The following is a 15467-nucleotide window of genomic DNA, read 5'->3' on the forward strand; positions in this document are numbered from 1 at the left end:
CCCCCAATGGAAATCACGTCTCTAACTCTACTGAAATCTTACAACAAAAAAAGCCCACGAAATTTCGTGAGCCTTGTCGTCCTCTACGCTTTCAGGACGAAAGCACCCGTCCGGACTGATTGTGTCCCAAAGCCAAAGCTTTCACGCTTTGATAGTACAGTCCCAAGCCCAACTCGATGTCCTGGGGATCAATGGCCTCACCAGCTTGGTGGGATACGCCGGATATATTGCGAACAAAAAGCATTCCCGTCGGCACATGACGGCAGAGGGTTAAACTATCATGACTGGGCCAACTCGTCGTCATATAAGGGGACATACCGCGGGCACGAAGCTGACCGGCAAGCACTTGGATAATTTCCGGGGAAAGATGCCCTGGCTGCTCCTGGCTAAGAATACGCCGATCAATATGTACCCCACGAAGCGTTTGGACTTCTTGACACTCTTTATCAAACGCTTGGCTGAAGGTGCTGAGCACATCGGCAGACTGCGCCCGGATATCCAGAAGGAGACGTACTGCCCCCGCGATCACATTACTGGCCCCTGGATCTACCTCAACCGCCGTGACCGTCGCATGCAGTCCGGCTGACTCCCACCTGGCAGAAGCCGCCTCAATCCGGGTAATGAGCCATGCCGCAGCGGCCAATGCGTCATGACGATCGGCCATCAAAGTGCTCCCGCTATGATTCGCTTGACCGCGCAAAGCAATCACCCACCTTTGAGGCGCCGCAATCGCGGTCACCACAGCTAAGGGTTGATGAGCATTGGCCAATGCCGTGCCTTGCTCAATATGCAGTTCTAGCGCGGCGCGAATCGCCGAAACTGGCAAAGCCCAAATAGGCACACTGCCATAACCAAAGGCCTTTTGGGCGGCGTCTTGCAAAGATATCCCATCTTTGTCGGTTTGGTGCCAGTCTAGAGTATCCGCTTCCCCACAGGCCGACCGACTCCCCAGTGTGCTCATACCGAAGCGACTGGATTCTTCACTAGACCAATCCACGACCATGAGGCCACCCCAATGGACATCCCATTGTGACAGGACAAAGGTGGCGGCTAAAACTCCCAACACGCCGTCATAATGTCCGCCGTGCGGCACACTGTCGGTGTGCGAAGACAAAAGAATATAGGGAGGATCGCCCACCGTACCAATGACGTTACCAATTCCGTCGATGTGCACGTCCGCGTGCATAGACACCCACAATTCCTGCAGCCAACGTCTAGACGCGACATCACTGGCTGTAAAAGCGAGACGGGATAAAGACCCATCGGCGTTTTGTCCAAATCCGCTCAGCGTCTTTGCCCACGTCCAAAACTGTGACGGTTGCACGGGTTATACCTCCTCTGCGCTGTGGGTTCGCATTTGACGAACCTTGGCCTTGAGTTCTTCAATACTGGCTATTCCCTTATCTTTTAAATAGTGGTCAAGTTCTCCAATGAGTCGTGGCATCGCCATGGGGTCATAAAATGATGCCGTCCCAATTTGAACCGCACTCGCGCCCGCTGCAAATACGGCGATGACGTCTTCAACCGTGCTGATGCCCCCCACCCCAATCACCGGAATGTTGGCATGGTGTGTCGCATCCCACACGGCGGCCAGCGCTATCGGTAACAAAGCGGGCCCTGACAATCCTCCCCGCGTTGCCCCAATCATCGGCCTCAGGGTATGGATATTGACCATCATCGCAGACGTCGTATTAATTACGGTACAAGCATCGGCCCCTGCCACTTCCGCGGCCTGGGCCATTTCACCCACGGAAGGAACATCAGGAGACAATTTCGCCCATAGCGGTTTGGCCGTCGCACCTCGAGCCATCGCAACACACTCTTGCAGCAAGTCCTTATCCTGTGCGGGCATCCGGTGATACCGAATATTAGGACACGATAAATTCAGTTCTATCGCCGCGACGCTTGGCTGGCCGTCGAGGGCGGCGACGAGTTGCGCATATTCGTTGGCAGAGTACCCCGCTACACTCACAATCACCGGTGACCCTAAAGCGGTATAAGTCGGTAAGATCTGCTGAATAAACACGTCAATGCCAGGACTCGGAATACCAATAGAGTTAATCAAACCGGAAGGAGTTTCGGCCAATCGCGCCGGAGGATTACCTTTTTGGGGGTGAAGGGTGACACTTTTCACCACAATCGCCCCAAGAGTTGCTGCATCAAAGGGCAATGCTGGCGCATTGTGGCAGTCAAACGTCCCCGATGCCGGCATCACAGGGTTTTTTAGCTGAACCTGGCCAATCTGTGTGCGTAATGACACAGACGTCTGGCTCACAGCAATCCCTCCTCAATCGGTCGGGTGGGACCATCCACGCATAACAAGTGCCATTCCGGCCCGGTTGCACACCCCTTGCACCACCCAATTCCACACGCCATCTTCTCTTCCAAAAAGACCTGCGCTTCATAGCCATAAACTCCTTGCCATGCCGCCACTTGCGCCGTCAGGCGGCGCGATCCGCACACCAACACACGCCGAGGACGGTATCCTTCCTGTAAATCCTTGATAAATGCCAACGATACAGACGATGCGCCTTGACCATCCACATGGCAGGTAACAGGCCCTATGGCGGCAAATGCATCGGCTTCCAACAGCAAGTGTTGTGCCCGGGCTGATAAGTAAATCCTCACATCGTGTCCTCGTCGGCCCAGTTCTTTAGCCATGGGCAACAGCGGGGTAATTCCCACACCGCGCCCCAATAAAGCCCAAGCTCCTTCTTCGGGCCATACCGGTGTGCCCAACGGTCCAATCACCATTAACCGATCTCCTGGCTGTAACGCAGACAACGCCTGAGTTCCCGGCCCTACAATACGGATATACAAGATGACGCGGCCCTTTTCGGGATCCCACTCACTAGGCGCCATCGCACGCGGCAACAAAGATGACTGTTCGGGACGTACCATCACGAATTGCCCTGGCTTCATCGCACGCGCGACCTCGGGACTGTCTATTTCCAAGCGGGCCACTGTATCATCCAAATGAACGCACGAAGATACCGTAGCCATTTCACGCACCCAACTCACGGCTCTATCCCCTCATTGTCCACCACACGCGCCATATCCAAAGGGCTGGAGATGCGCTGTCCGACGGCGCGCAGCGCCGCTAATAACTCTTGCGTCCGCTCGGCAACAACCAAAGTCGGGGCGACAATAGTTAAACTGACCCACCACGGCGGAGTGCCCACCGGTATCGCAATCGCGCTATTGCCTAACTCCAGCTCATCACGACAGAGTGCCCAGCCTTGCTGGTGAATCTGCGGCATTTCTTGCTGCAACGTGGTCACGGACTGCGTGTAGGGAGTCGGTGTCCAAAAACCGAGCTCCCGCTCCTCTTGTTCAAACCAGGCCGTCACCCGCTCTGGCGGAAATTGCGCTAATAATACCTTCCCGGGGGCCGACCCACGCAGCGGCACCCGCGCTCCCAATTTGACATATACCGGATAGAAGCTTCGCGGAGTGGCCACCGCTACACTGAATAAGCGACCGCCTTGCAAAACGGCCGCATAACTGAACAACTGCACGTCTTGCGTTAACGTCGTCACGGCTTCTTGCAGTACTTCAACATATGAGGTCTGCGCATAATAAGCCGTAGCCCATTCAAAAACTCTCCAACTAAGGAAATACCGGTTAACACGCGCATTGTGGGTTAACAGTCCCGCCTGTTCCATGTCAGCGACAAGACGATATAAGCTGGCCTTCGGCAATTCCAATACATACCCAATCTGCGTCAAACTCGCTCCTTCACGGCCTTGTTGGGATACGAGTTCCATAACACGGACAATCCGGTCCAGCCGATCCACACCATCATCTCCTTGTCTCATTTTTGATACTACTGTCTCACTTTTAGTCTAGTCAATAGTCTAAATACTTTTTTGTATAATTAAAACAAAAAGTTTTGAGATATCTTGACGAATTCTCTTTCATTATGCCATCGTATTGCATAGATTGACAAACTCTTCTGTGAACACATCCCGCAATCCTGTAACTCAGCATTTTTAAGGAGGTTGACAATGGCAGAGCAAACGTCCCAATCCTTAAGCTATCCCTCGACCAAGCGCACGCAGTGGCAAAATCTTGGCGCTGCAAGTTTGGGCTATTTGACCGATGGACTCGATCAAATGATTATTTCTTTTACCCTCACGGCCGTGATCGCCAGTTTTGCCCTTAATTCCGTTCAAGCTGGTGCCATTGCCACTGCCACCATGGTGGGGACATGGGTTGGTTCATACGCGTTTGGATTGCTTGCTGACTATGTAGGCCGCGTACGCACTCTGAGCTGGACCATTTTGCTGTATGCGGCATCGACAGGCTTATCCGCGTTATCGCCCAATTACCACATGTTGCTGTTCTGGCGTTTTCTTGTGGGCTTGGGTATTGGCGGGGAGTTTGGTATTGGCATGACCCTGGTCACCGAGTCATGGCCTGCCAAAATCCGGGCGCAGGCTGGTTCCTATGTCGCCATTGGATTCAGTCTCGGCGTATTATTAGCATCATTTGTGACACTCCTCATCCTCCCCCATTGGGGTTGGCGCGGCGTCATGGTGGTGGGTGTTTTGCCCGCCATCTTAGCTGCTTGGGCACGATTTCGTCTAAAAGAACCTGCTGATTTTCAAACGGCGCGTACTCACCGCCGCGCTTTTCCGCTGACCGATTTGTTTGCCTCGGGAAAAATAACAAAAGTCACCCTGGCTCTGCTATTTATGACCACCGTGCAGAATTTTGGATACTACGCCATTATGCTCTGGATGCCCTCAACGCTCGAAAAAGTGCATCACTACACGTTAGGCCATACCACCGAGTGGACTTTAATCACCACCACGGGAATGATTGTTGGCATTATCTTTTTTGGGTGGCTGTGCGATACAATTGGCCGCAAACCCTCTTACATTATCTTGTTCCTTGGCACCGCACTCATGATTCCCTTGTACTTTTCGATTACGAGTCCGGTTATTGTGCTCTGGGGCGGATTTATCTTAGGCGCTTTCGTCAATGGCGGGATGGGGGGATACGGTGCATTGCTGTCCGAACACTACCCGACCGAGTCGCGTTCTACGGCGGAAAACTTCATTTTCGGAACGGGACGTGGTGTCGGCGGCGGATTAGGCCCGCTCCTCATCGGTCTGCTCGCAACCCAAATGAGCATCACATCAGCTCTAACCTTGCTATTTATCGTCTATCCGGTTGCTGCGCTCTTCGTTTGGCGATGGGTTCCCGAACGTAAGGGGCAAGAATTACCTGCTTAAAAGACCCCACGCACAGTCAATCGCCCCTCACAAAACCTCTGTGGGGGGCGTTTAGATTGACGTGTTCATGTGCGTTCTTACTGTCAAAGTGGGTCTGCACCGTTACCAGGCGGCTACCATGCCATCCGCACGCGGTTCCGTGGCTCCAATGAGCACGCCACTCCCGTCTTGCCACACGATTTGACCCCGTCCGAACGGCGCCACTTCCGTCGTAACTTGCACATCATGGCCGCGCTCGCGCAAAGCCGCCACAATTTCCGGAGCCATGGTGTGCTCCACGACCACATGCATGCCTTGTTCCCAATAAAATCGTGGGGCATCTAAAGCGGCTTGCGGGTTCATTCCCCCCTCCAGAACACGACTTAAGACTTGAACGTGTCCTTGCGGCTGCATAAACCCACCCATTACGCCAAATGGGCCAATCGGCTTTCCCTTCTGTGTTAAAAATCCGGGAATAATGGTATGATATGGCCTTTTACCGGGTTCCAATATATTGGGATGACCCTCTTCTAGAGAAAACAATTGCCCGCGATTCTGAAGCGCAATTCCCGTTCCTGGCACAACCAGTCCGGATCCAAAGCCAGCAAAATTGCTTTGAATATAGGACACCATATTGCCTTGATTATCCGCTGTGGCCAAATATACGGTACCTCCGGGTCTCGGCAATCCTGCGTGCGGCAAAGCGGCCTTGGGGCCAATCAAGCCCCGTCGTTCTTGCAGATAGGCCGCGTCCAAAAATGCGGCGGGGGGACTCGCCATATACTGCGGGTCAGCCAAGTAGCGCTGCGCATCGGCAAAAGCCAATTTTAGCGCTTCAATTTGTTGGTGGATCCGCTCTTCCTCTGAATGAGCATCCAGCCCTTCGAGAATTTTTAGCGCCATTAACGCCACAAGCCCTTGGCCATTGGGCGGCAGCTCCCATACCTCATAGTCGCGAAATGCGACAGACAACGGGTCAACCCACTCGGGAGCATATGCTCCGAAATCCTTTAATGACAAAATGCCGCCCGTGGCGTGCGAGAAGCTTACCATTTCTTGGGCGAGTCGGCCGCGGTAAAAAGACTCGGCATGCGTATTGGCAATCTCTTGTAATGTCTTGGCATGGTCAGGCAAGACCCATCGCTCTCCTGGCACTGGTGCACGACCATGCTTTGTAAAGGTCTCAAACCATGCCGAAAATTCTGGGCCGGTCAGCACTTCCCGGTACCGTTCAGCCGCTCGTTGCCAAAAATGCGCAACCGTTGGTGACACCGGGAATCCCTCGCGTGCAAGTCGTATGGCCGGCTTCAACACAACTTCCAAAGGCATCGACCCAAATCGCTCGGACAACACCGCCCATGCCGCCGGAATTCCGGGTATCGTCACCGCACCCCATCCTGTTGCAGGCATTTCATGAAATCCACGCTCTCTTATCCAGTCTTTCGTCAGGCCTGAAGGCGCAGGGCCGCTTGCATTAAGCCCTGTCAACTGGCCTCCTGCCCACACCATAGCAAACGCGTCGCCCCCTAAACCATTAGACGTCGGTTCCACAACGGTGAGACATGCCGCTGTCGCAATCGCGGCATCGATGGCGTTACCACCCGCTTGTAACATTTGTAATCCCGCTTGTGCCGCCAGCGGTTGAGCCGTAGCAACCATTCCCTGTGTGGCGTAAACCACCGTCCGCCGCGATGCACTCGGATAGACATTCGCATCCCATTTCATCCCATCAATCCTTCCTTGTTGCTGTCGCCGGGATAGCCGAGACATGGTGCGGAAACACGCCGTCCTACTTGGGGTCTAGCACATCCCGTAATCCATCCCCTAACGTGGAAAAGCCCAAAACCGCTAAGAAAATCGCAAGCCCTGGAAACAACGAAATCCATGGAGCCATATTTAAATACTGCGATCCATCTTGGAGCATCGCGCCCCAATTAGGGGCGGGTGGCGGAGGCCCCAATCCTAGAAACGAGAGGCTGGCCACTGCCAGAATTGCACTGCCAATGTTCAACGTGGCCACCACAAGAATGGGGGTCGCCGCATTGCGCAGAACATGGTACAGCATGATGCGCCATGGCGATGCCCCTAAACAACGCGCCGCTTCAACATACTCTCGTGTCCGCGCACTCAGCACCTGCCCCCGGGTAATTCGAGCAAACTGAGGAATGGTAACAGCCGCTATGGCCCATACCGCATGAATAAGAGACGGTCCTAAAATCCAAGCAATAGCCAACGCGAGAACCAATGCAGGAAACGCCAGAGCCGCGTCCACGATGCGCATAATCACATCGTCTATCCACCCGCCGTAATAGCCTGAGACCAGCCCAACCGGTACCCCAATGCCTACGCCAATGGCCACAATTAAAATACCAGAAACCAAGGAACTGCGGGCTCCATAAATGATCCGTGACAGAACGTCTCGCCCCAGTTCATCTGTTCCTAGCCAATGGCGAGCAGATGGCGGCTGGAAGGCCTGGCTAAAATGGGTCGCCAATGGAGGAAAGGGGGCAAGGGCTGGCGCAAACAGCGCCATCAACACAAATCCCACCACAATAATCAGTCCCATGATACCCAGTTTATTTTTCCAAAATCGGCGCAACGCACGACTGTAACCTTGAGCATCTGCGACTACGACGACCTCTGATGACATCGGTTGTTCGATCACATGTATCCCCCCTTCGCAGTGGCTTGTGATCAGTTGTAACGAATACGCGGGTCCAGCCATGCATAAACAAGATCAACACATAAATTAGCCAACAATACCACAAACGCCATGAACAAGACCGATCCATCTAGGACCGGGTAATCCCGGTCAAAAATCGCATTGACGACCAATTGTCCCATCCCGGGCAAGGAGAAAATCGTCTCGGTAATGACAACGCCTCCTAGCAAGGCCCCCACTTGCAACCCCACGACCGTTACCACGGGCACCAGCGCATTGCGTACCCCATGACGCATGACAACGGCCCATTCGCTAATGCCTTTCGCGCGAGCCACCTGAATATAAAGCAAATGCATCACTTCGATTAATTCGCCGCGTAATACCCGCGATGTCACCGCTGCCAAGGGTAAGGCTAGGACAACTACCGGCAATACCAAATGCACCAAATTGCCCGGCACGCTTTGAGTTAGCGGTACCCACCCTAAAGAGGGAAGCCAATGCAGTCCTACGGCAAAGATATACACTAGCAACAACGCCAACCAAAAATTGGGGATCGCCGCCCCGACCAACGCCAAAAGTCGCGATAGGTTATCCACCCAGGTATTGGGCCGATAGGCGGCGAAGATTCCCGTAGGAATAGCAATCAAGAGCGACACAATAACGGCAAGGACGGCAAGCTCCAAGGTCACGGGAAGACGGGTAATAATCAGAGATAATACGGATTGTCCATCGAGAAGCGACACGCCTAAATTGCCACGTGCGACCTGCCCGATATACGCCGCAAACTGTTGCGGCAATGGGCGCGTCAGCCCCATCTTCACGTCCAACAAATGCACTGCCTGAGGACTGGCCTGGTCTCCCAATATTGTGTATGCGGGATTGCCCGGCGTCAGGTGAATCAAACTAAATGTCACCACCAGCACAATAAACGCGACGGGGACCAGCGAAAGAATACGACGCACAATAAAGGTTACCATTCGCTTCGCCTACTTAATCCATGTCTTCGAAAAACGCATCAATCCATCGGGGTAAACCTGAAATCCGTGAACGCTTGGGGACCACGCCTGAATCACTGGAGTGTATTCAAGGAAGATATAGGGAGCTTGATGTAACACAATAGTCGCCGCCTCGTCGTAGTACTGCTTGCGCACACTTTCCGAGGCAGCTTCCCGCGCCTTCAAAAGTAAGCTATCCACTTGCGAGTTGGAGTAACGCGGATCGTTAAAGCTACCGCCGGTCGTGTCAAATGCATAGCTATTTTGGTCCGGATCGGGCCTTCCGCTCCACCCGAGCAAATCAGCTTGATAATTGCCATTGATGGCATCTGTCAGCAGTGTCGTGAAGTCAACGGGCTCTATGTGCATCGTAATACCAACTTTTGCCAACTCGCTTTGAATCGCTTCCATCTCTTGCACAGTGGCGGGATCATTTTCTCCCAGCAAGGTAAAGGAAAATCCTTTGGGATTGCCAGCTTTCGCCAATTGTTGCCGCGCTAAAGCATCTGAATATGGCACCTTAATGTGGGGATCATATGCCCACGATGCAGGAGAAAACTGGGTATAGGCAGGTACCGCGTGCCCAAAGTACAGTAATTGGTTTAGCGCTTGACGATTAATGGCATAGTCAATGGCTTCTCGGTTGTGAACATTGTTTAGTGGCGATGCCTGCGTATTAAGTTCCATATCGGCATATCCCAACCCTGGATTTTCCGCATACCGCAACGACGTGTTCGACGCGAGGCTGTTCACATCTTGATACGGCACACTATCAATCACGTTGACCTGCCCCGTCACCAATGCATTATATTCCTGAACGGGATTGGTGATAGGTGTGTAGACAATTTTGTTTAGATAGGGTTGGTTCTTTTTCCAATACAGCGGATTGCGTTCCAAAATCATGTGATCGTTCTTAATCCATTGCACAAACTTAAATGGCCCGGTGCCGACGGGATGAAGCCCATACGCACTCCCCCATTTTTTCATGGCCGTTGGCGATGAAATCATTCCTGTTCGTCCTGTCAGCACAGAGAGAAACGCCGAATAGGGGGCCTTAAGCGTCACGACGATTTCATAAGGATTGGGCGCCGCCAAATGTGTCACGAGTGACAAGTCGCTCAGTCGCGGCGATGCGTTAGCTGGATTCATTTCCCAATCCCAGTTGTAAATGACAGCCTGCGCATTAAAGGGGGTGCCATCTTGAAACTTGACACCGTGGCGCAAGAACAAGGTGTATGTCGTGCCCCCATTGGTCACGGTCCAGTGTGTTACCAGATTGGGTTCCACTTGCATGGTGGGGGACAATTTTAGCAAGGGATCAAAAATATTGATGAAGGCTTGACGGTCAATCAAAGCCGATGACATAGCAGGATTCAACGTCACGAAATCGGAATCAATCCCCACATTTAACGTTCCGCCCCGCACGGGTGAAGCCTCAACAGGGGCTCCAGAGTGGCTAGATACCGTACTTTGCGCGGAAGATGTTCCGCAACCAGCCAGCATGCTGCCTGTTAGCAATACTGCTGCCATACCTAATCCTTGTTTCTTGTTCATGCGCTTCCCTCCCACTGTTTGCTCAGAATGATGAAACTTACGCATCCGCGTGGTCTTGCAACCGTTGCAATAGGGCTTTTCGTGTACTCGCAACATGCTGCCGAGCTAAACGCTCAGCATCGTCAGATCGTCCATCGCGAATGGCCTCATAAATCGATCGATGCTCTTCCAACGATCGCGTCACGCGTGTCTTCGGAATCCAGTCTAGGGACACCATGCGTGTCCGAAACGCCGCGAGTTCGCCTAAATAGCGGTCTAAATATGCGTTATGCGCCATATTCCGCACCGTATCGTGAAACTCCCCATGCACGGCATCAAAGGCTTTCGGTGATAGCCCTCCTTGCTCCATGGCATCCAAAGCCCGCTGGAGTTTCTGGAGATCAGCAGGGTCGTATGGATGCTCGCTAGCCAAACGTGCCGCGAGACCTTCCAGGACTTCTCTAACCATATACGCTTCTTCAATCACTTCTAGAGAAAGACGAGATACCACCAAGCCTCTTCGACCATCGACCGTCACAAGGCCTTCAGCTGCTAAATGCTTTAACGCCTCCCGCACTGGTGTGCGCGAAACGCCCAATTCGTTGGCCAAAGTATGCTCAATTAGCCGTTGGCCTGGCCGCAAATCCCCATCCAAAATAGCTTGTTTAAGACGTTCTAACACTTCCTCAGCTAGTCCTTGTGCCACAATGGGACGCAACGCTGACGAGCTGTCATCTCCTTCACTCAAGGCTTTTCTCCTCCCTGATGCATCAGATATTCGCCATTCACAGCAAAATTCCTGCAAAGTTAATTAAATTTTCTCAAACGGTATTCCGTATACCAATGATCCAAGATCGGTAAACCGCACTCGAAGAACAGCCATGTTGTCTAGGATCTGCTCCTAGCAAGCCGACACGGTACCCTAGACTTGGCCACATCAAACCCTCTTAAGAATTTGGGCGTTGTGCCCAAATCTGTAGCCCCTTGCCCCATGGCTTTGTGGTACCATAATCCCACATCTCTTAAGAAGGGCGGTGCCTTATGCGCATTGGCCATCCCAATAACTGGTGGGAGGTCTCGGGTGACACGATTGATATCAGCCGGGCGGCCCCTCCCCGTCATCAAATACTTCATAGCGAGGGCTCTCTCATCTTTTCACCATCTCATTCGGCCTTGTTAATTATTGACATGCAAAACTACTTCTGCGCAACCGAGCTTAAGAGAGCACCAACATCTGGCCTTATCCCAGCCATTCAACAAGGTGTAGCCGCTGCGCGCTCTATCGGTATGCATATTGGGTGGGTCAACTGGGGAAACCGCCTCGATCTTGCCAACCTTCCTCCTAGTGTTTTGTATGCGTTTCAGCGCAATAGCGAATGGGGCGGCATTGGCGGATCGCTCCCACAAGATCTCGGCCCTGCCCTCGTGAAGGATAGTTGGTCAGTGCAGTTGGTTCCAGGATTGATCCCTGACGCTTTGGACTGGCGCATTGACAAATATCGATTGAGCGGCTTTCAAGGGACAGTATTAGATCAAATTCTTCGTAGCCACCAGATCACCACGCTCTTTTTTGCCGGGGTGAATGTCGACCAATGCGTCTTTGCCACATTGCTTGATGCGTCTGCCCTAGGCTACGATACGATTTTGCTTAGCGATTGCGCAGCCACGACGTCCCCCGCCTTTGCCGAGCAAGCAACCCACTACAATATTGCAAGGTCTGGCGGTTTTCTTACAACCAGCGCCAGCCTAAATACCACACACATTTTGCCGCACTAACACGCCCGTTATCGCCTAAGTCCACCACTCCATGCTTTCTTGCGAAAAGCGCTTCTCACAACTCCCATCTGTTCTGAATCCCATAGCACCTTGAGCCTAGGCTCAAGGTTAAAGTCTCTTAAAACTCCTGAGTAAGACCCGTGTAGCTTGCCCTGGCAGCTGCACACCCCGATAATTTCTTCGCCCCACCCCACCTCACTCAGCTTCATAAATTTTTGTCAGGTCAGACAGGTCCCTTTCGTTTAGCTCACAATAACCACCTCACCCGCTCTGCGTGAGCCTTTGGCCCACGTACTAAGAGGACACCTTATAGCAATGTCCCGTTTGGAGACTAAAACATCCTCATTGATGTCGCATAAAAACCACTTCACGGCCAACAATCGGGTCCATTAGAACCCCCTGAACTAGGCCATTTGAACGATTTCATGTTTCTGAAAAAAGGCGACAATATCCTTAAGGAGGCGGTTGGGATGAAACTGTTACAAAAAAGCATCGGTTCGCTGCTAGTCGGTTTGGGTTTGACGGGCTTAGTCTTTCGTTTTAACAGTCACGTTTCGCATAGCCCTTTGATAGCGGTTCTTTTGACTCTGGTATTAGGATATCTTGTTTGGACATTGACCCTTCTCATCACATGGGGCTATTGGGCTAGGCATCCCCACACCTTGACAACACGGCGGCCCGCTGCACCTCCCATTTCATTCGCACACCACCAGCACCACCCGCAGCACTTTCCCGGTGGGAGTCACCGCGCATCATAATGTCCTCACTCGCGCGGCAGGAATGAATCAGCGCTCTCATTCAGCCCATTCGCCACGAGGGCGCTGCCAATATCTTTTTCTTGTTGTACTTATCAGATCTTTTATTATTGACTTACTTGTTTTCGTTTAAATTCCCTTAAGGTTAGAGACCCTCGTCAAGACTTTCCTAGAACTCATTGAAGAGGAGATGGTTCCCATGACGACACAAACAGGAAATTGGATTGTTGAGGGCATTTTTCTGTTGACGTTTTTAGCTGGGCTGTTGTGGCCCAGTCGACACCATTAACATCTGTTCATTCACTACTTAATTAGGAGGGATCTACCATGGCCAATTGGACCAAGCTGTCTCGTCAGGCGTTAACCGAGGTCATGTCGATTGATACGTGGCTCCCCGAAACAATGCCCGAATATGCCCAAGGCTTCATGTACATGCTTGGCTCCTTAACGGCGTCAAGCTTTGTGGCACTGATTATCTCAGGGGTTATTCTCGCCGCCAACGGCCCTGCTAGCTGGTCATATAATGGGGCCGACCGCTTCGCCGCAGCTGTACATTTTTGGTCGGTGCAAGCCTTTTTCTTCTTCATGATGTTGCATTTGTGGCGCGTGTTCTTTACGGGAGCGTGGCGTGGAGGACGGCGTGAAACTTGGGTGTTGGGTGCCCTCGCTCTACTTATTGCCATTCCCACGGCGTTTACCGGATTCTTAATCAATGGCGATTTCTATTCACAGTGGAACGCCGTACAAGCCAAAGATGGGCTCAACGCCCTAGGCCTCGCATGGATTAACCTCCCCAATGCAGGCCAAATGATGGGTATGCATCTGGTCGTACTCCCGCTTACGTTAAGCGCCATTATATTTGGCCATATTGTTCGGGTACGCATTAAGGGTGTCGTCCCCCCCTATCCTCTCAAACAACCTCCTCACACGGCTGAAAGGAGCTGACAGATATGGCCGCTAGACCAACGCAAGACGTTGTAACGGATTACCGTTATGTCCCGGAAGACTTCATGAAGCACCTGATGGGCACCTTAGGGATTGTAACGATTCTGGTACTCGTTTTATCCGCGCTCTTTGGGGTCCCAGAAAAGCCTCCGTTAACCATTCAGAAATACGCCACACAAAATCCTGTGACCTTCGAGCAAGTTTCTCTGCGGGCCCTCGATGGTCAAGGCGCCATCGCCAATTACGGCCCTCCCTATAACAATGGTACGGGCAACGTGGAGTCTATCTTGCAAAAATGGACAGGGATAATCCATCCGGTCAACGCCGCACAAGACTTCATCCTCAAACCACTGACGATGGCCGCAACGCTTAATCCCTCCATTAAACCAGCGCTCACCCAATTTGAAAGCGCATCTCCGGCTCTTCAAACCCTTTGGGAACAAAATTATACAAAAGCTTTAGACCACGCCCGAGTCGTCAATGGGCAAGTTGTCGTGCCCAAAGGCGTTTACGGCCCCGTCGCATCCCTCATGAATGCCACGCTTCGTTTGGGGAAGAGCGGATTAATGTCTGGCGCTTTAATTCGCAATCCCAATGTTGTGAACCGCTTTGACAACCAAAACTATCTCCTTTTCCTACAGGGGCAGCCCCTGCAAACGGCTGCTGCGCCATTGCAACTCGGCGGCACTCAATGGGGTATCATCCATTCAGCCATCCCAGGCTATCCCGCTGCGTGGTGGATGACAATTCCCACATGGATCTACCAATGGCCGTTTGTGGCAAATTCGTCGGCGTCTGATGCCATTGCATTAAGCATCGGCTTCTTGTTCTGGCTAGCGCTCGCCTTTACCCCGTGGATCCCAGGATGGAATCAAGTGCCCCGTTATCTCGGACTCTACAAATTGGTGTGGAAAGACTACTACCGAACACATCGCACGCGGAAAAACCAAGGGGATCACACCCGCGGTATCTCATGATGAACACACTAACCGCCATCCGCTATTAAAAAGCGCGATGGCGGTTTCTCTTACCCCGGTCTAGCTCCAGTAGAGAGGAAACCGCTTATGGGTTAGATGAGACCCATTGCGGATTTTTCCTACAAGGGGGCAACTTTTTTCCCATTTATTGCTCAAACAAAGGACGCCACGTTTGATGATCTTTAGACGACAGTGGCGCTCTTTTTTCGCGTTCGGCCGTATGGACCCGTCTTGAAGCGAAGCCTATCTAAACGGGCTTCGCAGACAGAAAGACAATACCCGCATCATGATGATGAACCGTCCACAAAGTATTCTTCGCGCTTGAATCCCCACGTCGTATGCAGCAGCAATGTCGATGTTATAGCCCATGCCTGGCCCTCTTTAAAACTAGGCTTGGTGGGTGCTTGCCTTGCCATGAATCGAGCACCGACCAAGCTTAGCTTTTAAGCGAAAACACCTCATCGCAATTTATTGCTCTACTAATCACAACTTTATCGAAGAACCCCGTCTATAGGGCCGCCCCGGCTCACGGCGGACGGGCGACGGGGTTTTGGGTTGATCGGCAAACCACACCCGCGAGCTATGTGTCGCATCCGCAAAGAACA

Annotated in this window: 14 protein-coding genes; 5 read left to right on the forward strand and 9 right to left on the reverse strand. The window is 52.4% G+C overall.

What is annotated here, in order from left to right:
• Positions 1–91: 91 nt before the first annotated feature.
• The 4 genes from CO251_RS11830 to CO251_RS11845 are packed head-to-tail and all read right to left on the reverse strand — an operon-like array spanning position 92 to position 3797.
• Complete coding sequence (locus CO251_RS11830; protein ID WP_103376023.1) at positions 92–1324, reverse strand: hydantoinase/carbamoylase family amidase; 1233 nt, start codon at positions 1322–1324, stop codon at positions 92–94.
• Positions 1325–1327: 3 nt separating this feature from the next.
• A complete protein-coding gene (locus tag CO251_RS11835) occupies positions 1328–2275 on the reverse strand; it encodes a dihydroorotate dehydrogenase (RefSeq protein WP_103376024.1) in 948 nt (315 codons plus the stop codon).
• The gene (locus CO251_RS11840; protein WP_103376025.1) at positions 2272–3021 is read right to left on the reverse strand and encodes an FAD-binding oxidoreductase; all 750 of its coding nucleotides are present in this window, start codon (positions 3019–3021) and stop codon (positions 2272–2274) included. The genes CO251_RS11835 and CO251_RS11840 overlap by 4 nt, the downstream gene beginning before the upstream one ends.
• Positions 3018–3797 carry an IclR family transcriptional regulator gene (locus CO251_RS11845; RefSeq protein WP_158246318.1) on the reverse strand — a complete coding sequence of 260 codons (780 nt, stop codon included), beginning with the start codon at positions 3795–3797 and terminating at the stop codon, positions 3018–3020. Before CO251_RS11845 ends, CO251_RS11840 begins: the two co-directional genes overlap by 4 nt.
• 210 nt (positions 3798–4007) lie before the next feature.
• On the opposite strand from CO251_RS11845, the gene CO251_RS11850 reads away from it, so the two are divergent.
• Positions 4008–5240 carry an MFS transporter gene (locus CO251_RS11850; protein ID WP_103376027.1) on the forward strand — a complete coding sequence of 411 codons (1233 nt, stop codon included), beginning with the start codon at positions 4008–4010 and terminating at the stop codon, positions 5238–5240.
• Between the two features lie 102 nt (positions 5241–5342).
• On the opposite strand, the gene CO251_RS11855 is transcribed toward CO251_RS11850, so the two are convergent.
• The 5 genes from CO251_RS11855 to CO251_RS11875 all read right to left on the reverse strand — a co-directional run bounded on the left by CO251_RS11855 (position 5343) and on the right by CO251_RS11875 (position 11157).
• Positions 5343–6944 carry a gamma-glutamyltransferase family protein gene (locus CO251_RS11855; RefSeq protein WP_103376028.1) on the reverse strand — a complete coding sequence of 534 codons (1602 nt, stop codon included), beginning with the start codon at positions 6942–6944 and terminating at the stop codon, positions 5343–5345.
• A 64-nt stretch (positions 6945–7008) separates the two neighbouring features.
• Positions 7009–7884, reverse strand: coding sequence for a nickel transporter permease (nikC, locus tag CO251_RS11860; protein ID WP_242968575.1), 876 nt, complete (start codon positions 7882–7884; stop codon positions 7009–7011).
• Between the two features lie 29 nt (positions 7885–7913).
• Positions 7914–8858, reverse strand: coding sequence for an ABC transporter permease (locus CO251_RS11865; protein WP_103376029.1), 945 nt, complete (start codon positions 8856–8858; stop codon positions 7914–7916).
• Between the two features lie 9 nt (positions 8859–8867).
• Positions 8868–10430, reverse strand: coding sequence for an ABC transporter substrate-binding protein (locus tag CO251_RS11870; protein WP_103376030.1), 1563 nt, complete (start codon positions 10428–10430; stop codon positions 8868–8870).
• 37 nt (positions 10431–10467) lie between these two features.
• The gene (locus tag CO251_RS11875) at positions 10468–11157 is read right to left on the reverse strand and encodes a GntR family transcriptional regulator (RefSeq protein WP_158246319.1); all 690 of its coding nucleotides are present in this window, start codon (positions 11155–11157) and stop codon (positions 10468–10470) included.
• A gap of 293 nt (positions 11158–11450) precedes the next feature.
• Here CO251_RS11875 and CO251_RS11880 point away from each other — a divergent pair, with 293 nt between their 5' ends.
• The 4 genes from CO251_RS11880 (at position 11451) to CO251_RS11895 (ending at position 14862) form a co-directional block, all read left to right on the forward strand.
• A complete protein-coding gene (locus CO251_RS11880; protein WP_103376032.1) occupies positions 11451–12185 on the forward strand; it encodes a cysteine hydrolase in 735 nt (244 codons plus the stop codon).
• Between the two features lie 470 nt (positions 12186–12655).
• The gene (locus tag CO251_RS11885; protein ID WP_103376033.1) at positions 12656–12943 is read left to right on the forward strand and encodes a hypothetical protein; all 288 of its coding nucleotides are present in this window, start codon (positions 12656–12658) and stop codon (positions 12941–12943) included.
• 324 nt (positions 12944–13267) lie between these two features.
• Positions 13268–13885, forward strand: coding sequence for a cytochrome b N-terminal domain-containing protein (locus CO251_RS11890; protein WP_103376034.1), 618 nt, complete (start codon positions 13268–13270; stop codon positions 13883–13885).
• A 5-nt stretch (positions 13886–13890) separates the two neighbouring features.
• On the forward strand, positions 13891–14862 hold the full coding sequence (locus tag CO251_RS11895) for a cytochrome B6 (protein ID WP_103376035.1): 972 nt from the start codon (positions 13891–13893) through the stop codon (positions 14860–14862).
• The last annotated feature ends 605 nt before the right edge of the window (positions 14863–15467 follow it).

Origin of the sequence: Sulfobacillus sp. hq2, assembly GCF_002903155.1 — a bacterium.
GTDB classification, from domain to species: Bacteria; Bacillota; Sulfobacillia; order Sulfobacillales; family Sulfobacillaceae; genus Sulfobacillus; species Sulfobacillus thermotolerans.